22 protein-coding genes are annotated in these 22,580 nt (G+C 74.9%); 9 read left to right on the top strand and 13 right to left on the bottom strand.

The window, feature by feature from the left end:
• Positions 1 to 344 precede the first annotated feature (344 nt).
• From Athai_RS24195 to Athai_RS24175, 6 genes are all read left to right on the top strand, one after another.
• Entirely contained in the window at positions 345 to 929 is a 585-nt protein-coding gene (locus Athai_RS24195) for an NADAR family protein (protein WP_420829798.1), read from the top strand.
• A 212-nt stretch (positions 930 to 1,141) separates the two neighbouring features.
• On the top strand, positions 1,142 to 1,675 hold the full coding sequence (locus Athai_RS35125) for a CPBP family intramembrane glutamic endopeptidase (RefSeq protein WP_338028157.1): 534 nt from the start codon (positions 1,142 to 1,144) through the stop codon (positions 1,673 to 1,675).
• On the top strand, positions 1,669 to 1,998 hold the full coding sequence (locus Athai_RS35120; protein WP_338028156.1) for a hypothetical protein: 330 nt from the start codon (positions 1,669 to 1,671) through the stop codon (positions 1,996 to 1,998). The genes Athai_RS35125 and Athai_RS35120 overlap by 7 nt, the downstream gene beginning before the upstream one ends.
• On the top strand, positions 1,995 to 3,254 hold the full coding sequence (locus tag Athai_RS24185) for a sensor histidine kinase (RefSeq protein ID WP_203963625.1): 1,260 nt from the start codon (positions 1,995 to 1,997) through the stop codon (positions 3,252 to 3,254). The genes Athai_RS35120 and Athai_RS24185 overlap by 4 nt, the downstream gene beginning before the upstream one ends.
• A complete protein-coding gene (locus tag Athai_RS24180; protein ID WP_203963624.1) occupies positions 3,251 to 3,910 on the top strand; it encodes a response regulator in 660 nt (219 codons plus the stop codon). The genes Athai_RS24185 and Athai_RS24180 overlap by 4 nt, the downstream gene beginning before the upstream one ends.
• Before the next feature lie 146 nt (positions 3,911 to 4,056).
• Positions 4,057 to 4,560 carry a DinB family protein gene (locus tag Athai_RS24175; RefSeq protein ID WP_203963623.1) on the top strand — a complete coding sequence of 168 codons (504 nt, stop codon included), beginning with the start codon at positions 4,057 to 4,059 and terminating at the stop codon, positions 4,558 to 4,560.
• Between the two features lie 166 nt (positions 4,561 to 4,726).
• Here the strand turns inward: Athai_RS24175 and Athai_RS24170 are convergent, their stop codons facing one another.
• From Athai_RS24170 to Athai_RS24120, 11 genes are all read right to left on the bottom strand, one after another.
• On the bottom strand, positions 4,727 to 6,013 hold the full coding sequence (locus Athai_RS24170) for an RNA polymerase sigma factor (RefSeq protein ID WP_203963622.1): 1,287 nt from the start codon (positions 6,011 to 6,013) through the stop codon (positions 4,727 to 4,729).
• Positions 6,014 to 6,049: 36 nt separating this feature from the next.
• Entirely contained in the window at positions 6,050 to 6,469 is a 420-nt protein-coding gene (locus Athai_RS24165) for a YciI family protein (protein WP_203963621.1), read from the bottom strand.
• Positions 6,470 to 6,812: 343 nt separating this feature from the next.
• Positions 6,813 to 8,150 carry a lipopolysaccharide biosynthesis protein gene (locus tag Athai_RS24160; RefSeq protein WP_203963620.1) on the bottom strand — a complete coding sequence of 446 codons (1,338 nt, stop codon included), beginning with the start codon at positions 8,148 to 8,150 and terminating at the stop codon, positions 6,813 to 6,815.
• A 7-nt stretch (positions 8,151 to 8,157) separates the two neighbouring features.
• The gene (locus Athai_RS24155) at positions 8,158 to 9,126 is read right to left on the bottom strand and encodes a DUF1616 domain-containing protein (protein ID WP_203963619.1); all 969 of its coding nucleotides are present in this window, start codon (positions 9,124 to 9,126) and stop codon (positions 8,158 to 8,160) included.
• Positions 9,123 to 10,970, bottom strand: a complete 1,848-nt coding sequence (locus Athai_RS24150) for a hypothetical protein (RefSeq protein ID WP_203963618.1) — start codon at positions 10,968 to 10,970, stop codon at positions 9,123 to 9,125. The genes Athai_RS24155 and Athai_RS24150 overlap by 4 nt, the downstream gene beginning before the upstream one ends.
• Complete coding sequence (locus Athai_RS24145; RefSeq protein ID WP_203963617.1) at positions 10,967 to 12,298, bottom strand: glycosyltransferase family 2 protein; 1,332 nt, start codon at positions 12,296 to 12,298, stop codon at positions 10,967 to 10,969. Before Athai_RS24145 ends, Athai_RS24150 begins: the two co-directional genes overlap by 4 nt.
• Complete coding sequence (locus Athai_RS24140; protein WP_203963616.1) at positions 12,295 to 13,251, bottom strand: glycosyltransferase family 2 protein; 957 nt, start codon at positions 13,249 to 13,251, stop codon at positions 12,295 to 12,297. The genes Athai_RS24145 and Athai_RS24140 overlap by 4 nt, the downstream gene beginning before the upstream one ends.
• Before the next feature lies 1 nt (position 13,252).
• Positions 13,253 to 14,065 carry a glycosyltransferase family 2 protein gene (locus Athai_RS24135; RefSeq protein WP_239157132.1) on the bottom strand — a complete coding sequence of 271 codons (813 nt, stop codon included), beginning with the start codon at positions 14,063 to 14,065 and terminating at the stop codon, positions 13,253 to 13,255.
• A gap of 444 nt (positions 14,066 to 14,509) precedes the next feature.
• Positions 14,510 to 15,754 carry a hypothetical protein gene (locus tag Athai_RS24130; protein ID WP_203963614.1) on the bottom strand — a complete coding sequence of 415 codons (1,245 nt, stop codon included), beginning with the start codon at positions 15,752 to 15,754 and terminating at the stop codon, positions 14,510 to 14,512.
• The gene (locus Athai_RS24125; protein WP_203963613.1) at positions 15,751 to 16,764 is read right to left on the bottom strand and encodes a glycoside hydrolase family 26 protein; all 1,014 of its coding nucleotides are present in this window, start codon (positions 16,762 to 16,764) and stop codon (positions 15,751 to 15,753) included. Before Athai_RS24125 ends, Athai_RS24130 begins: the two co-directional genes overlap by 4 nt.
• A complete protein-coding gene (locus Athai_RS24120) occupies positions 16,761 to 17,570 on the bottom strand; it encodes a polysaccharide deacetylase family protein (RefSeq protein WP_203963612.1) in 810 nt (269 codons plus the stop codon). The genes Athai_RS24125 and Athai_RS24120 overlap by 4 nt, the downstream gene beginning before the upstream one ends.
• Positions 17,571 to 17,867: 297 nt before the next feature.
• Here Athai_RS24120 and Athai_RS24115 point away from each other — a divergent pair, with 297 nt between their 5' ends.
• Entirely contained in the window at positions 17,868 to 19,814 is a 1,947-nt protein-coding gene (locus tag Athai_RS24115) for an aconitate hydratase (RefSeq protein WP_203963611.1), read from the top strand.
• Between the two features lie 51 nt (positions 19,815 to 19,865).
• On the opposite strand, the gene Athai_RS24110 is transcribed toward Athai_RS24115, so the two are convergent.
• A complete protein-coding gene (locus Athai_RS24110; RefSeq protein WP_203963610.1) occupies positions 19,866 to 20,483 on the bottom strand; it encodes a TetR/AcrR family transcriptional regulator in 618 nt (205 codons plus the stop codon).
• Positions 20,484 to 20,617: 134 nt separating this feature from the next.
• Here Athai_RS24110 and Athai_RS24105 point away from each other — a divergent pair, with 134 nt between their 5' ends.
• Together Athai_RS24105 and Athai_RS24100 are read left to right on the top strand one after the other, a co-directional pair.
• Positions 20,618 to 21,301, top strand: coding sequence for a VC0807 family protein (locus tag Athai_RS24105; protein ID WP_203963609.1), 684 nt, complete (start codon positions 20,618 to 20,620; stop codon positions 21,299 to 21,301).
• Positions 21,301 to 21,726, top strand: coding sequence for a DoxX family protein (locus tag Athai_RS24100; RefSeq protein ID WP_203963608.1), 426 nt, complete (start codon positions 21,301 to 21,303; stop codon positions 21,724 to 21,726). The genes Athai_RS24105 and Athai_RS24100 overlap by 1 nt, the downstream gene beginning before the upstream one ends.
• A gap of 27 nt (positions 21,727 to 21,753) precedes the next feature.
• Here the strand turns inward: Athai_RS24100 and Athai_RS24095 are convergent, their stop codons facing one another.
• Positions 21,754 to 22,500, bottom strand: a complete 747-nt coding sequence (locus Athai_RS24095) for an SDR family oxidoreductase (RefSeq protein WP_203963607.1) — start codon at positions 22,498 to 22,500, stop codon at positions 21,754 to 21,756.
• Positions 22,501 to 22,580: the final 80 nt, after the last annotated feature.

Below are 22,580 nucleotides of genomic sequence, written 5' to 3'. Positions count from 1 at the left end.
CGATCGGTCCCTGTCTGCCACGCGCCTGCCACCTTCGCCCCGGGGAGATCTACCGGCCGGTCGACGCTGCGGCAGCCGCGAGGGCAGCGCGCACCGTGAACCCGAGCCGAGGGCCTAAGCTAACGCGTGGCGGCGCGATCCGCCCATCATCTGCCGACTGCCTCACCATTCCGTCGGACAGCGCCGGAACCGGCCGTTCTGCCTGTTAGAATGGCTCAGGACGGCGCGCTTCGGTCACTCGACCGACCGCCGTCTTTCTGTGCCATCCGGCCGCTTCGCACCGTTCGGTGCCGGCTTCGACCCGACCGTGGCCCGAGGACGGGTCGGGTTGGCAGGATGGCCGGGTGACGGCGATCTCGGCTGCGGATGCGCGCAGCGTGACGGAACTGGTGGCGGCGCTCGACGCGGGCGCGACACCGAAGTGGCTGGTGTTCTGGGGCCATCGACCGGACCGCGGCGGCGCGGTCGGGAAGGGCTGCCTGAGCCAGTGGTGGCCCACTCTGTTCACTGTGGACGGTGTCGACTACGCCTCGGCCGAGCACTGGATGATGGCGGGCAAGGCCAGGCTGTTCGGTGACGACGACGCGGCGGCGCGGATCCTGGCGGCGCGGACACCGGCCGAGGCGAAGAAGCTGGGCCGCACGGTCCGCGACTTCGACCAGGCGACCTGGGCGGCGCACCGCGTCGAGCTGGTGGTCGACGGGAACGTCGCGAAGTTCGGTCAGGACCCGGCACTGCGTGGGTTCCTGCTCGGCACCGCGCCGCGGGTGCTGGTCGAGGCCAGCTCGTACGACCGGATCTGGGGTGCCGGCGTCGCGGCCACCGACGAGCGGGCCACCGATCCGAGGCGCTGGCCGGGTACCAACCTGCTCGGGTTCGCCCTGATGCGGGCCCGGGACCTGCTGGCGGCGCCGCCGGAGCGGGGCTGAGGCCAGCCGGTTGCGGCCTGCCGACATGGTTGGTCTCGACTCCGTGCCGCGACCGGCAGATCAACCGCCGGCGGCCCGGTCGAGCCGATGTCGCGTCCCCCGCGCGAGCTACCTGGAAGTGTCCGCTCGATGGTGACGATTCCGACCGGTCCGCTCCGTAGCGTTCCGGGCGGTTGCGGCGCATTGGCCGCGCGTTCCGGTGAGGAGTCGTCGTGAAACTGTTCTTCAGGACCGTCCTGCAGCTGGTCGCCGTGGTGGTGGTGGCCGCCGCCGGTGGCCAGGCGATCACCGCGGTACAGAAGAACCCGTGGCTCATGCTCGCCGTCGGTGTCGGCAGCGCCGTCGCCGCGCTGTTCGTCTACAAGGGACTGGTCCGGCTGACCGAACGTCGCCGGGTGGTCGAGGCCGGCGCCCGGGGCCTGGTACCGGGGCTGCTGCTCGGCACGGCCATCGGTGTCGTGGTGTTCGGCTGCGTCATCGCGAACATCTGGTTCCTGGGTTACTACCGGGCGCACGGCGTGGGGCTGCACCAGGCGATGATCGGGCTGGTCGGCTACATGGCGGCGGCCGCGGTGACCGAGGAGCTGATGTTTCGCGGCGTGCTGTTCCGAGCGCTGGAGCGGGGCACCGGCACCTGGCTCGCGATGCTGATCTCCGGCCTGCTGTTCGGCGCCTACCACCTGGCGAACCCGGACGCGAGCCTGTGGGGGCGGCGGCGATCGTGGTCGAGGCGGGCGGCATGCTGACCGCCGCGTACGTCGCAACCCGCAAGCTGTGGGTACCGATCGGGCTGCACTTCGGCTGGAACTACGCCGAAGCCGCCATCTTCAGTACCGAGGTCTCCGGCAACGGCGGCAACCAGGGGCTGCTGGACGCCACGATGCACGGCCCGGCGCTGATCACCGGCGGCGAGTTCGGCCCCGAGGGCAGCCTGTACTCGATCCTGTGCTGTGTGGGCACCGCGGTCGTGTTCCTGCTCGTCGCGTGGCGGCGGGGGAAGCTGGTGCCGCGGAAGGCGCGGGCGGCCCGGCTCGCGACCCTCGACGCCGTTCCTACACTTTCGCAGTGATCGCTCTACCGCGAATCCCCGGACCGTGGCGCCGCATCGGCGCCGCGGTCTGGTACGTGCCGCTCGCGCTCGCGCTGTTCGTCGCGTCGCTGGTCCCGGAGTTCCACCACTACGGCACCCGGCTCGGCGGCGTGCCGACGCACCGGTTCGACCTGTGGGCGCTGCTCGCGGTCGCGTTGCAGTGCCTGCCGCTGATCAGCCGGCGCCGCTGGCCGCTGGCGAGCCTGGCGCTGGTGTCCGTCGGGTTCGCGCTCGACCAACTGCGCGGGTACCACACGGTGGCCGGTACCGCGCTGCCGTTCGCGCTGATCGGGGTCGGTGCCGCGCTGGATCGCCTGCGGCGTACCACGGTGCTGGCCGGTTCGGCGGGCTTCGTGGCGCTCGCGGTGGCGCTGGACCGGGTCGGTACCGGCGAGACCGTGACCGAGTTCGCCGCCTTCTACCTGGCGTTGGCGTTGTGCTGGGGGATCGGCGCCTGGTGGCGGACCGCCCGGCTGGCCGAGGCCGAGCGGCGCGACCGCGTCGCCGCGGACACCCGGACCGCGGAACGGATCCGGATCGCGCGGGAACTGCACGACGTGGTCACCCATCACGTGACGGCGATGGTGGTGCAGGCCGAGGCGGCGCGCTATCTGACCGCGGCGCCGGAACGGCTGGAGGAGACGCTCGGCGCGGTCTCCGACACCGGCCGGCGGGCCATCACCGACCTGCGGCACCTGCTGGATCTGCTCGACCCGGAGCACGACGTCGAGGCGCGCACGCCGACCGTGGGGCGGCTGCGTACGCTGGTCGAACAGACCCGCCAGGCGGGTCAGCCGGTGACGTTCGACGAGGTGGGTACGCCGGCCGAGTCGACCGGCAGCGCCGACCTGGTGGCGTACCGGGTGGTGCAGGAGGCGCTGACCAACGCCCTGAAGTACGCGCACGGGCGGCGGACCGTGGTGCGGGTGCACCACGGCGAACGGGAGATCGGTGTGCTGGTCACGACGGACGGGCCGGAAACGCCGGCCGCGGACGAGGCGACCGCGCGCCCGGCCGCCGAGCGGGTCCGGGTCGGCACGGCGACGGTGCCGGCAGGCAGCGACGGGCCGCGACTGCCGGCGGGCGGTGCCACGCCGGGGTTCCCGGCCGGTGGTCGGGGGCTGGCCGGTCTGCGCGAGCGGGTGGACGTGCTCGGCGGCGAGTTCGACGCCGGCGCCCGGTCGGACGGCGGTTTCCGGGTGTCGGCGCGGATCCCGGTGGGGAAGGCGTCGTGACCGCGCCGATCCGGGTACTGGTCTGCGACGACCAGGTGCTCATCCGCACCGGGCTGGCGACGATCATCGACGCGCAGCCGGACCTGGCCATGGTCGGCGAGTGCGGCGACGGCAGGGCCGCGGTCGAGCTCGCCGGCCGGCTGCGTCCCGACGTGGTGGTGATGGACGTCCGGATGCCGGTGCTCGACGGTATCGCGGCCACCCGGCTGCTCGCAGGCGCCGGTGTCGAGCAGCCGGTGAAGGTGCTCGTGGTGACCACGTTCAACCTGGACGAGTACGTCTACCAGGCGCTGCGGGCCGGGGCCAGCGGGTTCCTGCTCAAGGACGCGCCGCCGGCCCAGCTGCTGCACGGCATCCGTACCGTGGCGAGCGGGGCCGCGCTGCTGGATCCGGAGGTGACCCGCCAGCTCGTCGGCCGGTACGCGGCGCGGATCCGCCCGGTGGATGGCGCCGCACCGGACCGGCCGCTGACGCCGCGCGAGCTGGAGGTGCTGCGGCTGATCGCGGACGGGTTGTCCAACTCCGAGATCGCCGCGACGCTGCGGATCAGCCAGGAGACGGTCAAGACGTTCGTCTCCCGGATCCTGACCAAGCTCGGCCTGCGCGACCGGGTCCAGGCCGTCGTCTACGCCTACCGGCACGGCCTGGTCACCTGACCCGCCGGCCGGGACGGATCGCCCGCGCCGCGCCGCGAGGCGAGCCTTCCGGACGGTGCGCTGCGGCCGCACGGCACGGTGCCCACTCGTCGGCTTGCTCACATGGCGGGTGGGGCACGCCGGAGCGGCCGATAGGGTTCCGTGGTATGGCCGGTTCCGCAGTGCAGGGTGATCAGTGGCCGCCGTCGGTCGAGTCCGGCGAGCGGGACACGCTCGTCGCGTTTCTCGACTACGTGCGGGCGTCGGTGTTGGCGAAGCTGGACGGGCTGACCGCCGAGCAGGCCGCCGCGCCGGGAGTGCCGTCCGGTACCAGCGTGCTCGGCCTGGTGCGACACCTGGCCGGAGCCGAGACCGGCTGGTTCGCCTGGTCCTATGCCGGTGAGGACATCGCCTATCCCGATCTGGGCATGGCGCTGGGACCCGGTGACACACCGGAACGGGTGGCCGCCGGTTACCGGCGGGCGATCGCCCATTCGAACGCGATCGTCGCAGCCAGCCCGGATCTGTCGGCGCGCTCCGCCCGACGTAACGGCCAGCATCCGGACCGGACGTTGCGCTGGATCCTCACCCACATGATCGAGGAGACGGCGCGGCATGCCGGTCACGCCGACATCCTCCGCGAGCAACTGGACGGCGCCACCGGCCGCTGAGCCGGCCGGCGCGCCGCACCCGGGTGGCTTCGGTCCCCGGATGCGGCGCGCCGCGAATTCCGGATTCCGTTTCGTGCCAACGGAGGCGGGACTTCGACGTGACCGGGCGGCACTCGGCAGGCCGGGCCGGGCTCGGCTGTGCTGCCGCGCGCGGCAGTGCGGCGGTTCAGTCGAGGGCGGCGAGCTTGCCGGACAGTACGGTGCGTTCGGCGTCGTTGTCGCAGCGCTGCACGGCGAGCCGCAGTGCGGCGCGGGCCTCGTCGGTACGGCCGAGGCGGGCGAGCAGCTCGCCGCGGACGCTGGGCAGCAGGTGGGAGCCGGCGAGCGCGCCCGCGCCGGCCAATTCGTCCACAATGGACAATGCTGCCGCCGGGCCGTCGGTCATGCACACCGCGACCGCGCGGTTGAGTTCGACCACCGGCGAGGGCGCCAGCCGGCCGAGCGCCTCGTAGAGCAGGACGATGCGCGGCCAGTCCGTGGTGGCGACCGAGTCGGCGACCGCATGGCACTCGGCGATCGCGGCCTGCAACCCGTACCCACCGAGCCCGCGGCCGGCGCGCCCGGCGCGGGCCAGCGCCGCCCGGCCACGGCGGATCGCGGCACGGTCCCAGCGGCGGCGGTCCTGCTGTTCGAGCAGCACCGGCCGGCCGTCCGGACCGGTACGGGCCGGAAACCGTGCCGCGGTCAGTTCCAGCAGCGCGAGCAGGCCGTGCACCTCCGGTTCGTCCGGCATCAGCCGGGACAGGATGCGGGCCAGCCGCTGCGCCTCGCCGGCCAGGTCGAACCGGATCGCCTCGCTGCCCGAACTGGCCGACGAGCCCTCGGTGAAGATCAGGTAGACGACGTTGAGCACCGAGCCGAGCCGCTGGGCCCGTTCGGCCGGCGGCGGGACCGCGAACGGCACCCGGGCCGCGCCGAGCGTCTTCTTCGCCCGGGTGATCCGGGCCTGCACGGTCGCGGTCGGTACCAGGCTCGCCTTCGCGATCTCGTCGCTGGTCAGGCCGCCGAGCACGCGCAGCGTCAGTGCCACCCGGGCCTCCCGGGACAGCACCGGGTGGCAGGCGACGAACATCAGCGCCAGGGTGTCGTCGTCGATGCGGTCCGGGTCCCACAGCACGTCGTCACCGTCCCGGGCCGGATCGCCCGGTACCGGGCCGGACGCGGTGCCACCCTCGCCCAGATCGCGGGCGAGGGCGGCGTACCGGTCGTCCAGGGCCGCGCGGCGGCGGTACGCGTCGATCGCCCGCCGCCGCCCGACCGTGAGCAGCCAACCCGCCGGATGCCGCGGCACGCCGTCGCGCGGCCAGGTCACCAGCGCCTCGGCCAGCGCCTCCTGCGCCAGGTCCTCGGCCAGCGCGAAGTCGCCGGTGTAGCGGGCGAGCGCGCCCACGATGCGGGCGGACTCGATCCGCCACACCGCGGCCACCGCCTCCCGGCCGCTCGCCTCGCTCATCGTGTCCCCCTCGGCCTGCCCGCACCCGACCGCCGCTCAGAGCTGGCCGGTGGACTCGCGCCAGGCCCGCTCCCGCTTGATCCACTCGTTGTCCTGCGGGAACTCGTCGATGGTCGGCACCCGGCGGATCTCGGTCTTGAAGCCGGGACCGGTGACCGGGGACCGCTTGGCCCACTCGACCGCTTCCTCCTTGGACGCGACGTTGAGCAGGTAGAAGCCGCCGAACAGCTCCTTGGTCTCCCCGTACGGCCCGTCGGTGACCAGCGGCGGCTCGGTCGAGTAGTCGACGACCACCCCTTCCGCGGCGTCGGCCAGCCCCTCCATGGCCAGCAGCACCCCGGCGCGGATCATCTCCTCGTTGTACCGGCCGATGGTGGCCAGCATCTCGGTGAAGTCGGTACCGGCCATCTGCCCGAGCGCCGTGTCGTCCGCCCGCATGATCAGCATGTACTTCATGGTGGTGCCTCCGTGTTTCGTCCAGGCCGCCGTCCGGCCCCGTTCATCCGTAGGTCGAACGGTGCCGCGCCGGATCGACACCCGGCCAGATTTTCCGCAGGGTTTTTCTGCTCGGCCCGTTCCCGGGGCGACATCGCAGGTCGAACCGGGCGTTACCGCGCCGGGTCGGCGGGCTTCGCGGGGCGGCGCCACCAGCGGACCGGGCGGTAGCGGGGGCAGACGTCGGGACCGCAGACGGCACAGTCGCTGCCGTGCCGGTAGTGCTGGTGCGCGCTGCGCGGGTGGCCGCACACGCACGGCCGGTCGCCGCCGGCCGGTCGGCCCGTCCCGGGTGGCGGAGCGTTCACCGGTCCGCCCGTCCGGGGCCGCCACCGGCGCGGGCGGTCGCCGCCCACAGCACGATCGGCGCGGTGACCAGCGCCTCCAGCGCGAACACACCGACCAACCACAGCACCATCGTGGTCAGCCCGCCGTGGGTCCCGCCGTACGCGGCGGCGGCGATCTCCAGGCAGCCGGCGAGCACGGCGCCGACGGTGGCGAGCCGCACCCTGTCGAGCACCCGTACCACCCCGACGACGAGCTGGCGGAACACCGCGAGCAGGTAGCTGAGGGCCAGCACGCGCAGCGCGCCGGTGGCGACGTCGGCGTACTCGGGGCCGAACAGCGACATGATCGGCCGGGCCGCGACGGCCACCACCACGGTGGCCGGGACACCGACGCCGATCGCGACCGCGAGCGCGGTGCGCAGCTTGGCCCGCAGTACCGCGCGCTGCCCGGTCGCCACCGCGAACAGTGCGGTCGCGAGGTTGCCGGGCAGCATCACCGCGACGGTGTAGACCATCCAGGCAGTGTAGAAGGCGCCGGTCACCCGCACCCCCAACACGGCGGTGACCACCAGCGGCAACGTGATGTGCGGCAGGTACAGGGAGAGGTTGAGCAGGTTGTAGTCGAGGGTGCGGGCGGTCCGGCCGCGCAGCATGGACAGCGCCGGGCGCAGCGAGCCGAGCCGGCCGCGGTGGCGCAGCAGCGGGGCGAGCAGCAGCAGCGACAGCATCAGCCCGGCCAGCCAGCTGACCAGGATCGGGGTGCCGGTGCCGGTGCCGGTGCCGGTCAGCAGCGCGGCGGCGCCGAGCAGCAGCAGCTTGGCGACCGCGAAGTACAGGTTGCGCAGCGTCTGGTACGGGCCGGCGGCGAGCCCCACCAGCCCGTCGTCGACCACCAGCGCCATCGCGGTCAGCACGATGCCGGCCGCGACCAGCAGCACCATCGCCGGCCCGGGCAGTGCGGTGCGCAGGCCGGGGACGGCGAACCAGGCGAGGCCGAGATAGATCAGCGCGCCGACCGCGGCGATCGCACCGCTGGCGAGGGCGGCGGCCGACAGCAGCGGCCACCGGTCACCGCGCAGCCGGGGCAGCTCGCCGATCAGCATGGTGCCCAGGCCGAACATGCCGAGCGTGCCGACCAGCGTCATGGCGGACACCGCGGCCGAGGCGGTACCGACCGCCGCCGGGCTGAACAGCCGGGCGGCGACCAACCAGTACAGGAAGCCGGTGCCGGAGGTGATCAGGGTGGAGGCGGTCAGCGAGCCGGAGCTGGTGAGCAGGTCGCCGTCGCGCCGGGCGAGGCGGGCCAGCCGCGCCGCCGGGCGGGGCAGCGTCGGGGTACCGCGCTGGTGGCTCACGGCCGCCTCACCCCCCGGCCAGGAACACCGACCGGTACGGGGTGTGCCGGTCGCCGGTGTAGAGCTGTGCGGTGATCCGGCCCGCGCCCGGTACGGACAGCTGCCAGGTGCGGGAGTCGCCGGGGGCGAGGCGCGCGCTGCGCCGGGTGGCGTATCCGTCCGCCCCGGTCACCCGCAGCGTGTAGCCGGTCGGCCCGGATTCGTTGCAGGACACCGTGATGCGTACCGACCGGTCGAGCGCCTCGGCGGAGCCGACCGGGGTGATCGACAGCGCCGTGTAGTGCTGCACCGACCCGGCCCGTGCCGCCCGCAGCGCCACCGCGCCGGCCCCGCCGAGCAGCGCGATGGTCAGTACCGCCGGGACGACCGCCCGCAGCACCCGCTGCGCCGCTGGCCGCGGCCCGTCGCCGTCCGCGTCGCCCGGCCGCCGCCGCGCGGGTACCGGTCCCGCCGGCCGCTGCGCGCCGACGGTCCGCGGCGCTCGTGCCACGAGCGCGAGGTGCGTACCGCAGCCGGCGAGGGTGACCACCGTGGTCAGGACCGCCCAGACCGGGGCGGTCAACCGGGCACCAGCTGCGTAGAATCCGATCCCGCCGAGCACCGGTACCGCGATGCTCAGCAGTGGCACCAGCGCCACACGTTCCATTGTGGACAGCCGGGGCCGGAGCGGGCCGACGGCGCCGAGGCCGGGCAGGGCGAGCACCAGCCCGAGGCCGGCCGGCACCCGCAGCACCGGTACCGGCAGCAGCACCGCACCGGCGGCCAGCAGCGCGGCGAGCGCCACGCCGACCGGCCACCGCGCCCCGCGGACCGCGCCGACCGGCCACCGCACCCCGCCGGCCGCGGCGCTCGGTTGCCGGGAACCGCCGGACGTGCCGGCCGGGCGCCGCGGGCCGCGGGTCGGCCAGCGCAGTCCGCCGGCCGCGACGGTCGGCCAGCGCCGTCGGGCACCCGCTCGGCGATGCGCGCCGCTCATTGCTGCCCCGCCGTGTAGATCCGGACCGCGCCGTCGTCGTAGCGCCGGTCGGCGCCCGGCAGCCGGTCGAACTTGCCGACCGCGGCGGATGGCAGCGGCCGGTCCCGCCGCCCGGCACGCGGGTCGGTCGGGAACAGGCTGCCGGTCGGTGGCGTCTCGGTACCGAGCCGGCGATCGACCCACAGCAACGACACCGCCTCCCGGTCCAGCTGCGCCTCGGTACCCGGCGTCCAGCGCGGTGCGGTGTACACCGGGGCGAGGTAGCCGACCGGGTCGAGCCGCCCGTACGCGGCGGCGAGCGTGCAGCCGGTCAGGTCGCACCCGATCCGGGTACCGGGCGGGTACTGCCGGCCGAGCCACCGCGCCGCCGCGACCGACCGCGTGTCCACGCCGCTCTCGAACCCGTCGATCCGGAACCCGCCCGGTACCCGCTCGAACGCCGGCGGCCAGCCACCCAGCCGCGCCCCGACCAGCAACAGCAGGGTCAACGCGGTACCGGCAGCGACCCGCGACCGGTGGCGTGCCGCCGGTACCTCGCCGCCGAGCCCGGTGGTCCGGCGCGCGGTGGCGCCGACCAGCACGCCCGCGGCCAGCAGCGACAGCGGCAGGAAGGTGAACGTGGCGGCGCGGCCGGCGATCTCCGGCCCCTGCCCGCCGACGAACCGGATCGCCGCGACGGCGAAGAACGCACCGCCACCCACCAGCAGCCCCCACCGCCACGGATCGCGGCAGCGGGCGCGTACCGTCGCGCGCAGCGCCACCACCAGCACGGCGAGCAGCGCCAACAGCCCCGCCGCCTGAACCGCCGCCGACACCGGATCGGTACCGGTCGAGCCGGTCGACCGGCCGGACAGCAGCCCGCCCGCCGCGGCGCCCAGCTGGCTCAGCTGCGGGCCGAGGTAGCCGAACACCGACCGCGCCGGGCCCAGTGTCCACCCTCCCACCAGCACCGCCCCGGCCGCGGCGAGCAGCAACGTCTCGTACCGGCGGGGGCGGCCGGCCGTGCCACGCCGGCCCAGGAACGCCTCCAGGGTGCCCAGCAGGGCGAGGACGGCCACGGCGAAGTACCCGGTGAGGTGGTGGGTGACCGTCATGGTGGCGAGCGCGGCCAGCCCGATCCCGGCGTACGGCAGGGTGCCGGTCGAGCGCAGCCGCCAGCGGCGGCCGGCCCACAGCGCCAGCGGCAGGAACGGCAACGCGACCGTCTGGTAGAGGTACATCGAGTCGAAGAACAGGTAGTGCAGGCCGGTCGCGTACAGCACGCAGGCCACCGCCGCGGTGCGTGGCCCGGCGCCGGTGCGTCGCGCGAGCACGAACAGCGCCGCGACGAACGCCAGGTGGCAGACGCCGGCGACCAGCAGTCCGGCGACGGTGACCGGCAGCCCGGTCAGGCCGGCGACCGCGGCGCCGACCTCCGCGATGCCTGGGTAGTGCGCGGCGATCGGCAGCGCCTCGTTGGTGCGGTACAGCGCTCCGGTGTGCAGCAGGTCGGTGGTGCCGGCCCAGTGCTGCAACTCGTCGGTGAACCGGAACCGGTCCGGGCTGTACATCCACTTCAGCAGGTACTGCAGGACCGCCAGGCCCAGCACCAGCGTGCCGGCCTCGGCGGTACGGATCGTGCGGGCCGCCAGCAGCCGCACCGCGACCGGCGCGAACACCAGGAGCTGCCCGCACCAGTACGCCAGGGTGCCGTCGCCGCCGGCCCAGCCCTGCGCGTACGAGACCGCGACCAGCGCGACACCGACCGCGCAGAGCGTCAGCGTCTCCGGGGCGCGGCCGATGCCCGGCGCCCGCGGGACGGCGGGTGCCACCGCGTGCCGAGGCCGGTCGGCGGTCAGCGTCACGGGTGCTCACCTGCCCGCGCGTCGGCCCGGCGGCCACGCAGGTACCAGAGGGGGCCGCGCAGCATGCCGTGCCGGTTGGCGGTGAGCAGCTCGCGCGGGAAGTCCGGGCCGATGGTGGCGGTCCGGGGACTGTCGGCGGCGAACAGGTCGTGCAGCGCCCGCGGCGCCAGCCGGGCCAGGGTGAGCAGCGTCGCCGGGCGCCGGCGTACCAGCGCGGTGTAGGCGGCGGTCAGCCCGGCGCCGTAGCCGATCAGCTGGCTGCGCAGCCCGGCGAGGTCGTCCCGGTGCCGGTGCCGGACCAGCGCGCCCGGCTGGTACACGACGGTGCCACCGGCGGCGAGCAGCGACATGAACGCGAGGGTGTCCTCGCCGCCGCGCGCCGGGGTGCCGGCGCCGAGCGCCGGGTCGAACCGGCCGATCCGCTCGATCGCGCTCGGCCGCAGCGTCATGTTGACGCCGCTGCCGACCGCCGGCAGCGGGTAGAGCGGATGCTGCCGGTCGGTGCCGCCCGGCCCGAACACCCAGGTGCGGAAGCCGCGACCCTTGCTCAGCCCGCCGAACTGCTCGAACCACACCTGCGCCCGGGTGTCGAGTACCAGCGGGACCACCGGGCCGGTGACCGCGTCGGCCGCCGGGTGGTCGGCGAACGCGCGCGCGACCTCGGCCAGCCAGTACCGGTCGGGTTGGGCGTCGTCGTCCAGGAACGCGATGGTGCGGCCGCGGGTCGCCGCCAGCGCCGCGTTGCGGGCGTGGGACAGCCCGGCGCGCGGCGCCCGCAGGTAGTCCAGCCGCACCGGGTAGCGGGCGGCGGCAGCCGCGACGCAGCGGCGGGTGGCCTCGGTGCGCGGCGCGTTGTCCACCACCAGCACCCGGAACCGCGGATGGTGTTGGGCGGCAACGGCATCCAGGCACCCGGCGAGCAGCTCGGCGCGTTCCCGGGTGCAGATGACCACGGTGGTCTCCGGAGCGTCGCGCAGCACCTCGGCCCGGCGGCGCAGGTACTCCGAACCGTCCATGGTGGACGGACGGGAGGCCGGGGCCGGTTGGTCGGCGACGGAGTGACCGGGTGGCGCCGCGGTGGCAGCGACGGCGTCGGCGACCGGACCGGAACCCAGGCTGGCGACCAGCGCCGCCGCGAGCCGGCCCGCGGACAGCCCGCCGTCCGGAACCTCGACCGGTACCAGCGCCAGCGGTTCGGTGTGCAGCCGCAGCAGCAGGAAGGCCCGGTCGGCGCGGCGTCCAGCGTCGTCACAGGGCGGCAGGGCGGGCAGTCCGCCGGTCAGCTCCACGTCCCGGACCACGGCCGGGATCCGTACCGGCGCGGTCATCGCCGCCACCGGCGGGTCGATCCGGACCGCCGGCCGCCGGTCAGCTCGACCAGCGCGCCGCAGCCGGCCGCGCCGACCCCGGCGAGCATCGCCGCCGTCGGCAGCAGCGCGGCGGAGTCACCGCGCAGCGGCGCGGTCGCACCGCGCAGTACCGCCCGCGGCACCGTGCCGAGCAGGTACCCGCGTTCGCTGGACAGGCTGGCCGGTCCGCGGTTCAGCCGGGCCAGCGCGATCTTCCCGCGACCCTCCTGGTAGCAGCGGCCGAGGAAGTAGCGCAGCAGCGCCTTGTCGGCGTCGACCGGGTGCCGCACCCGCGCATCCGGCGCGTACCACCAGATCCCGCCGGCGACGCGGCTCATCCGCAGACACAGGTCGGTGTCCTCCGGCCGGGACAGGTCCCCGACCTTGCCGAAGTCGACCCGGAACCCGCCGACCGCGCGGAACGCCTCGGTGCGTACCGCCATGCTGGCCGACCAGACGTTGCGCACCGGGCCGGCGGTGGTCGGCAGGCCGGCGTAGGCACCGCCCCACGCCCACAGGAACTCCTCCGGTACCCACCGGGGCCGCCGGCCGGTCCAGACCGGGGTGATCGCGCCGCCGACCCCGCACACCGACGGGTCGGCGAACGGCGCGGTCAGCGCGGCGAGCCAGCCCGACTCGGCCGACGCGTCGCCGTCCAGCAACGCGATCACCGGGGTGTCCAGCAGCCGGGCTCCGCTGTTCCGGTTGCCCGACACGCCGCGCCCCGGGTACCCGTTGGCGACCGTGGTGACCTGCGGAAACGCCTCCCGGATCCGGGTCCGCAGCGGTTCGTTGTGGTCGACGGCCACGATCACCCGGGCGGCGGCGGGCCGCTGCGCGAGTACCGAGTCGATCGACCGGCGCAGCAGCGGCCACTGCCGCTCGTGGTGGCAGGGCACCACGACGCCCACGTCGCTGACCGCGGTGGACATCTCAGCGCTCGCCCGGATCGTGCTCGTCGGCCGGGGCCATCGAAGCCAGCCTGGCGGCGACGCTCAACGGGGTCATGGCCCGATGCCGCGGGCGGGCCGCGCGCCGCGCCCGGCGGTACTCGGTGGCGATGGTGCCGAGGATGCGCCGGCCGTCCCCGAACACGTGCAGGTTGCTCTCGCCGTGCAGCCGGCGGGCCTCCACGCTGGACACCTCCCGGATGGCCAGCCCGGTGCGGGCGGCGCGGATGTTGAGCAGCGTCTCGATCTCGAACCCGTCGCCCCAGATGCGTTCCCGTTCCCCGGTCTCCGCCGCCGGGAGCCGGGGGTCGGGCAGTTCCAGGGTCGGGATCACGTCCCGCCAGAACGCGTTGTAGCCGTAGCACAGGTCGGTGAACCGGGTACCGAACAGGCGGTTGACGATGCCGTTGAGGATCGCGTTCCCGAGCCGCCGCACCGGGGTGATGTCCGCGCTGCCGCCGCCGGTACGGAACCGGGAACCCTTGGCGTAGTCGGCGCCGGCCCGCAACGCGGCCACGAACGCCGGGATCTCCGCCGGATCGGTGGAACCGTCCGCGTCGATCATCACCACCACGTCGCCGGTGCAGACCGCGAACCCGCACGCCAGCGCGTTCCCCTTACCGGTACGGGTCTGCCGCACGACCCGCACGTCCGGCCGCAGCGCCCGCGCGACCGCGACGGTGTCGTCCACCGAGCCGCCGTCGACCAGAACCACCTCGGACAGGTCCGGGGGCAGCCGCCCGAACACGTACGGCAGGTTCCTCGACTCGTTGAGCGCCGGGATCACGACGCTCACCCGCGGCGCCCCGCCCGGTGATGGCTGGTCGCGGCTGACGGCAGAAGGCAGTGCCATGGTTCCCCCGTGCCGGCGCCGCGCAGCCCCCGATGCACTGCCGCGACGGGTATCGACGTAGCGCAGCCGTTCCGACACCCAGAAGCTATCCCCGGCCTGACCTGCGAGAATCCACCAAATGGCCACCGTTGCGCGGCGTCCCGTCAGCCGAGGGCACCGACCGTCGGCCGGTCCTGGACCGACGGAGCGTGACCGGCACCGCGTGGCCGCCGGTACCGGTCGGTAGGGCCGCGGCGGGGCGCCGCCGGACGGTGCGGCGGTCGTTTCGGTGGCCGGTACCGGTCGGAGTCCGACAATCGTGCCGGGTGCCGGGTGCCGGGTGCCGGGTGCCGGGCCGCGGCCGGGCGACGGTGGCGCCGGTCGCGGTCGCGCGGCACCCGCCGCCGCTCAGCCCGACAGCAGATCCGCCGGCCGCTCGCAGACCAGGTCCAGCGCGCGCCGGACCTGCCCGGCGGCGAAGCTGGTGGCGTGGAACGACGCGTCCAGGTGCAGCACCCCGGACAGTTCGGCCACCGAGACCGTGATGGCGTCCGGCCCGGCCGGGGACAGGACCGTCACGTTGCGCCGGTCCGGCGGTGCCGCCGCCCAGGGCAGCGGCGCCAGCGGCTCGCACCGGCCGAAATGGGTCAGAGTCATGGTCGGCGCGCCGGCCCACCGGTGCGCGCCCCGCGCCGAGTGCGGCGCCAGCATGACGTGCGCGGTCCGGGCGACCATCATCGACAGGGCACGGCCGGCGGCGAGCTCGGCCCGTACCGCGCCGTCGATGGCGACCGGATCGTCCAGCGGCTCGGGCCGGAGGTACTGGCCGAACGCGAAGTTGCCGGCCACCGGCCGGCTCGCGGGCAGGTAGCGGCGGGCGTCCACCAGGACCGTCACACCGGGTCCGCGGGCCGGCAGCCCGGCCGCGGCGAACGCCCGTAGGACCGCGGCGAACAGCGCCGACGCGGTGCTCACCGCCGGCGCGGTCGTCGCGCGCCACTCCCGCAGCGCCGGCAGCAGCCGCGCGGACCGTACCGACCGGTGCGTCGGTTCCGGCCGCCAGCCGGCCGGCAGCCGCAGCTCCGGCACCGGTGGCCGCGCCAGGCGCAGCGCCGCCGGCACCGACCGCGGATGGCGGCCGAAGTGGCCCAGCACGGCGCGCGCCAGCGGCGCACCGATCGGCGCGGCCGACGGGTCCGGGTCGTCGTCGCCGGTCGCGTCGCCGGTCGCGTCGGCGGCGAGTGCGCCCAGCAGCGCGTTGAAGCCACGCGCGTCCGCGACGCAGTGGTTGACGGCGGCGGCCAGGTAGCCGCCGCACACCGCGAGCCGCAGCGGCGTCTCCCGCACGTCCGCCGCCAGTACCACGGCGAGCGCCTGCCCCGCCGGGTCGCCGGCCGGGCCCGGGGTCGAGACGAGCGCGGCGACCTGCGCGGCGACGTCCGGCCCGGTGCGCGGTACCCAGCGTCGACCGTCCACCAACCGGGACAGCGGAGGCCAGCCCGGATCCGCCGCCTGCCGGCGGATCAGCGCGGTACGCAGCTCGGCCGGACACAGCCCGTGCAGCGGGCCGAGCAGCCGCACCATCCGTACCGCCGTCCAAGCCCGGTCCCGGTAGGGCACCCGGCGCCCGGCGCCGGTGGCGTGCCCGCTCATCCCCGGAACCGCGGGTCGCCGGCCATCGCCCGCACCGCGCCGAGCAGTCGGGGGCTGGAGTCGATGCGCCAGTTGGCCGCGGTGGCCTGCGAGGTGTCGGTGTCGAACCAGATCACCGCCCTGGTCCGGGGGTGCCGGACGACCCACCGGCGCAGTTGCGCGACCCAGCGCGCGGCGTAGCGGGAATCGGCGTGCACGCCGGTCTCGGCGAGCATGAACGGCTTGCTCGTCCCCAGCCCGTACACCCGGTCGAACAGCTGGTCCGGCGACTTGGTGCCGTAGCTGTAGCCGGACACCGCGATCCAGTCCACGTACCGGTCGCCGGGGTAGTAGTGGCGCACGTCGTTCCAGCTGGTGTCCGGGTTGGAGTTGCGGTTGGGCCCCCACACCCAGCGCACGTTCGTCGCGCCCTGCCGGTCGAAGATCGCGTGCAGGTGCCGCCAGGCGGCGACGTAGGCGGCCGGGTCGTTGCCGTTGGCGGCGCCGCCCCAGGCGAACCAGTCGCCGTTCATCTCCCACCCCCAGCGCAGCAGCACGGTCCTGCCGTACTGCCGGAGCCGGTCGGCCTGGGCGGCGATCCAGGCGTCGTCGGAGCCGTCGAGGATCTCCCGGTAGTGCGTGCCGCGCCACGACACCATCAGCAGCTGCCCCGGCTGCGGCGCCGGCGAGCCGACCAGCAGCGAGTCCTTCCAGGCGAAGAACTGCTGGTCGATCCGGTACGGGCGGCCCAGCTGGCGGCGGCGCAACGCCTCGGCCTGCGCGTGCGTGTGCCCGGACAGGTCCAGGTACGCGCCGAACATCACCCGCGGCGGCATCGACGGGCTCGGCGACGCCGACGGTGATCGGTGCGCCGCGGACGGTGCGCGCCCGCCGCGCGGCGCAGGATCGGCGTTGCCGCCGCCGGACCCGCCGGCACTGCAGGCGGACAACACGGCTGCCACCAGCAGCGCGGCGAGCGTCGCACGCAACCGCCGGGTACCGCCGCGGCGTGCACCGGGATGGCCGGTCATGTCAGCATCCGACCGGAGGCCCGGAACACCTGCCGTCGCACCAGCCGCCAGCCCGGCTGCGCCATCGTCCGCAACCGCGCCGACCAGACCGGGCCGCCGGTCGCGACCAGGTCCACCACCTGCGCCCCGGACTGGTCCGGGGCGGGCATCAGCCGCGGCACCGCGAACCGGTCGGCGCCGACGGTGTACAGCCGGCGGCCGACGACGCAGGCGTTGTCGTACCCGTGCCGGGCCACCGCGGCGCGCACCGCGGTGTCCTGGTAGCCGTGCGGGTAGCAGAACGACCGGAGCCGCCGGCCGTACCGCTCGGTCAGCCGCTCCCGGGCGGCCCGCAGCTCCTCGTCGACCTGGCCACGCGGCAACACGTCCAGCGGACGGTGGGTCAGGCCGTGGCAGCCGATCTCGATGCCGGCCGCGGCGACCTCGTCCAGCTCCGGCCAGTCCAGCAGCCGCCCGAACAGACCGGCCTGCTCGCCGAGCCAGTCCGGTTCACCGCCGAGCTGCCCGACCACCGGGTACAGCGTCGCGCCGGCGCCGACCGCCCGCAGGATCGGCAGCGCGTCGAGGAAGTCCGCGTACCCGTCGTCGAAGGTCACCGCCACCACCGGGTCGGTGAACCCGCCGGACACCAGGTCGAGGGCGTCGCTGAGGCCGACCAGCCGGTACCCGGCCGTCACCAGCGCGGCGAGCTGCTCGCGCAGCCGCCGCTGGGAGACGGCCAGCTCGGCGAGAGGTCCGGCGGGCACGGTCGACACCGAGTGGTACATCAGGACCGGCAGCGTGGCCGGGCCGGTGTGCTCCGCCACGATGCCTCTTCTCGTCGTGGTGCCCTCGGCGCGAACCCGCCCCGAGTATCGGCACCCGTCCGCCTCGCAGGCATCCACCGGTCAGCCCGTACCCTCCGCCGCTCGGGCGCCCCGGCCCGCCCGAACCGCCCCGCCCCACCCACCTACCGGCCAGCCGTGGCGAGCACCGGTCCGGTACCGCCGGCGCCGGTCGAACCGGTCATCCGCGGCGAGGGCGTGCAAACGCGGCAGCGGGTTTCGGCCGGCCGGGACCGGGTAGCCGACCGGTGCTGTCCGGACGGCTGGGGGTGAGGCGGCATGACCGGTACGGTGGCCGAGAAGCTGATCGCCGAACATCTGGTCGAGGGCGAGGCGACCCCGGGTGCCGAGATCGGCATCCGGGTGGACCAGACGCTGACCCAGGACGCCACCGGCACCCTGGTGATGCAGGAGCTGACCGCGCTCGGCCTGGACCGGGCCCGGACGAAGCGCAGCGTGCAGTACGTGGACCACAACCTGCTGCAGGCCGACGAGCGCAACGCCGAGGACCACGAGTTCCTGCGGACCGCGGCGCAACGGTTCGGCCTCTGGTACTCCCGGCCCGGCAACGGGGTCTCGCACCCGACGCACATGCAGCGCTTCGGGGTCCCCGGCCAGACGCTCGCCGGCTCCGACTCGCACACCTGCGCGGCCGGTTCGCTCGGCATGCTCGCGATCGGCGTCGGCGGCCTGGACGTCGCGCGGGCGATCGCCGGGGAGCCGCTGTACCTGCGGATGCCGGAGATCTGGGGCGTCGAGCTGACCGGTGAGCTGCCGCCGTGGGTGTCGGCCAAGGACGTGATCCTGGAACTGCTGCGGCGGCACGGGGTGGCCGGCGGGGTGCACCGGATCATCGAATACCACGGGCCGGGGCTCGCCGGGCTGACCGCGATGGACCGGCACGTGCTGGCGAACATGGGCGCCGAACTGGGCGCCACCACCACGGTGTTCCCGGCCGACGACGCGGTCCGCGACTTCCTGCGCGGCGAGGACCGGGCGGGCGACTTCACGCCCATCGCGGCCGACCCCGGCGCCCGGTACGACCTCGACGAGCGGATCGATCTGTCCACCGTGGAGCCGCTGGTGGCCCGGCCGTCCTCGCCGGGTGACGTGGTGCCGGTCCGGGAGGCCGCCGGTACCCCGGTCGGGCAGGTGGTGCTGGGCTCGTCGGCCAACCCCGGGCTGCGCGACTACGCGGTCGCCGCCGCGATCGTGGCCGGCCGGCGCATCGCCGACACCGTCTCGTTCGACGTCAACCCGACCTCGCGGGAGATCCTCGTCGACCTGACCCGGATGGGCGTGGTCAGCCGGTTGATCCAGGCCGGCGCGCGGCTGCACCAGACCGGATGCCTCGGCTGCATCGGGATGGGGCAGGCACCGGCGGCCGGCACCAACTCGCTGCGTACCTTCCCGCGCAACTTCCCGGGCCGCTCCGGTACCGCCGACGACCGGGTGTGGCTGTGCTCCCCGGAGACCGCCGCGGCGTCCGCGCTGACCGGGACCATCACCGACGCGCGGGAGCTCGCCGACCGGCTCGGCCTGGAGTACCCGGAGCTGACCCCGCCGGCCGAGCACCGCATCGACACCGAGATGGTGGTGCCGCCACCGCAGCGGGAGGCGGTGCGGATCGAGCCGACCCGCGGGCCGAACATCTCCGAGCTGCCCGAGCTGGATCCGTTGCCGGACACCGTCGAGGCGCCGGTGCTGCTGGTGCTCGGCGACGACGTGTCCACCGACGAGGTGTCGCCGGCCGGTGCCGCGGCGCTGCCCTACCGGTCGAACATCCCGAAGCTGGCCGACTTCACGTTCACCCGGATCGACCCGGACTACCCGAGCCGGGCCCGCGACACCGGGACGCACCTCGTGGTGGCCGGCGCGAACTACGGGCAGGGCTCGTCCCGCGAGCACGCCGCGATCACGCCCCGGTACCTGGGGATGCGGGTGGTGCTGGCGCGCTCGTACGCCCGGATCCACGCGCAGAACCTGGCCAACTTCGGGGTACTGGCGCTGGAGTTCGCCGACCCGGCCGACGCCGACGGGATCCGGGTCGGTACCACCCTGCGGTTGGCCGGGTTGCGTGACGCGTTGACCGCGGGTGACACGGTGACGGTGCGCGACGTCGAGACCGGCCGCGACATCCCGGCCCGGCACCGGCTGTCCCCGCGCCAGGTCCGGATGGTCCTCGCCGGCGGCCTGATCCCGCTGCTGCGCACGGAATCGACCTAGCGGCACGGCGCGGCGCCGGTCCGGGGTCGGCTGGGGCGCGGCTCCGGCGGGTCAGCCGTCGATACCGGTCGAGCGGCGGGCGGCGGCGGGGGAGTCACCGAAACCGACGGCGAGCCGGTAGGTCATGTCGGTGAGCAGGAAGCGGATCTGCGCCGCGGGCACCACCTCGCCGAGGGCGAGCACCACCATGCCGTGCTGCATGGTCCACAGCTCGGCGGCCCAGCCGACCGGTAGCGGGTCGGCGGCGGCCTCGAACCGGCCGGCGTCGATGCACCGGCGAACGGTGCCGAGCAGCCGCTGGAACAGGTCGTTTCCCGGGTCCTCGGTCCCTGCGGGCGGGCGGTCGACGAACATCGCCCGGTACAGCTCGGGTCGGGCCAGGCCGAAGTCGAGGTAGGTCAGTGCCCCGGCGGTGAGGTCGGCGAGCGGGTCGTCGGTGCGGCCGAGCGCGTCGAGGTCGGCGCCGAGCCGGGCGAACCCGTCCCGCCGGACCGCCTGCCGCACCTGGTCCATGCTGCCGAAATGGGTGTAGACGGCCATCGTCGAGGCGCCGACCTCGGCGGCGAGCCGCCGGGTGCTCAGCGCGCCCGGCCCGTCGGTGGCGAGGATCCGGGCCGCAGCGTCGAGCAGCGCGGCGCGGACGGCGGGATCAGCGGATCGGGGACTCACCGGTTGACCGTACCATAACGTCGGTATATAACAGCGATATGGAAACCGAGCGGATCGCCGACGAGGCGCGGTCACCCCGGCACGCCGGCACGGGCACAACCGGCCACGGCGCAGCCGGTCGCGCTCCTCGGCGGATGCGCTGGCTCGGCCCGGTCGCCGACCTCGCCCTCCCGGTCGGCGGGTACTACCTGCTGCGCTGGCTCGGCCTGTCCGACTGGACGGCGCTGCTGGCCGGCACCCTCGCGGCCGGGCTGCGAGTGCTCGTGGTCGCCGTCCTGGCCCGCCGGGTCACCTGGTTCGGTGCGCTCACCCTGGCCGTGTTCGGCGTCGGCCTCGCGCTCGCGTTCGTCGGCGGGGACGCCCGATTCCTGCTGTGGAAGGACTCCGCCGCCACCGGCGCGGTCGGGATGGTGTTCCTGGCCAGCGTCGCCGCCGGCCGCCCGCTGACGCTGTCCGCCGCGCAGACCTGGCGGCCCGGCCGGGCCGGGGCGCTGGCGGCGGCGTACCGGGCCGAGCCGTCGGTGCGGCGGGCCCTCCGCGGCAGCGCGATCGGCTGGGGCGCCGGCCTGGTCGCCGACGCCGCGCTGCGGCTCGCCGTCGCGTACCTGCTGCCGCTGGACGTCGCGGTCGGACTCACCGCCGCGCTGCCGGTCGTCACCCTGGTCGCGATCGGCGGCTGGAACGTCGGCTACCTCGCCCGGGCCGGCCGCCGGTCGCCCCGGCTGGCGTCCTTCCTGCCCGGGCTGCGGGCCGCGGCTCCGGCGCGCCGCATTACCGAAGTCGCCGTTCTCGACCCCGACCAGAAGGGACGACAGTGATGGATCGGACGACCGCACCGCGGGCCGAGGTGCCTCGCACCGGCAACCGCATGCTGTGGGTGCTGCAGGCGGTGACCGCGCTCGGTTTCGCCGGTGCCGCCGTGCAGAAGCTCACCGCCAGCGAGCAGGTGATGGCCACGTTCCAGGCGATCGGGCTGGGCAGCTGGTTCCGGTACCTGCTCGCCGGGTTGGAGTTGCTCGGTGCCGCCGCGCTGTTCGTACCGCGGTTGGCCGGGCTGGCCGGGCTGGCGTTCACCGGGCTCGCGGTGGGCGCGGTGGCCGCCCAACTCGGTACCGGTGGCAGCCCGGTGCCGGCGCTGGTCCTGCTGGTGACCTCGGCGGTGATCGCCTGGGGCCGACGATCCGGCACCCGCCGGCTGTGGCGGGCGCTGCGCCGACCCCGGCGGCCCGATGCGTCGCGCTGAGCCGCAGTCCGTCGCCGGGCTGCCGGCCTACCGCTGCTGTGCGGCCCACTCGGCGTAGGTGAGGGTGCCCAGCTCGGCGTCGGTTCCCGGCACCAGCGTCTCCTCGCCGACCTGGACACCGAAGTACGGCGCCTGGGGGTCGGTGACGACCGGGCGCGGGTCGCCGATGCCGGCGAGCGCGGTGCGCACCATCTCGTCCAGCCGGGACTGCTCCGGTCCGGCGACCTCGCGGATCGCGTTCAGCGGCGCGCCGGTGGCGACGCGGGCGACGCCGGCGGCGACGTCCTCGGCCGCCATCGGCCGGAACAGCACCGGCGGCAGGTGCACCTCGCCGTCGACGGTACTGAAGTCCGCGATGCCGCGAATGAACTCGAAGAACTGGGTGGCGTGCACGATCGAGTACGGCAGGCCGGAGCCGGCGATCATGTCCTCCTGCGCCTGCTTCGCCCGGAAGTAGCCGGAGTCCAGCAACTGGTCGGTACCCACCACCGACAGCGCGACGTAGTGCTTGACGTTCGCCTTCTCCGCCTGCTGCAGCAGGTTCGTGGTGGCGGTCCGGAAGAACCTCATTGCCGGATCGTCGTCGAACGAAGGCGAGTTCGACACGTCCACGACGACGTCGGCACCGTCCAGCGCTTCGGCGAGGCCCTCGCCGGTCAGCGTGTTCACGCCCGTGTTCGGCGCGGCAGCGACTGCCTCGTGGCCCTGCTCGCCGAGCCTGCTGACCACCTTCGAGCCGATCAACCCGGTACCACCGATCACAACGACCTTCACGATGCTTCCTCTCTGCGCTTGCGCTACGCCGCCGGTCTCACGCGACGGCTCCTGACCAGGGGACAGCGCGGCGGCGGGAT

This window comes from Actinocatenispora thailandica (assembly GCF_016865425.1).
Taxonomy (GTDB): domain Bacteria; phylum Actinomycetota; class Actinomycetes; order Mycobacteriales; family Micromonosporaceae; genus Actinocatenispora; species Actinocatenispora thailandica.
Note: the sequence above shows the minus strand (reverse complement) of the source record. Positions and strands in the feature narration are given on the sequence as shown.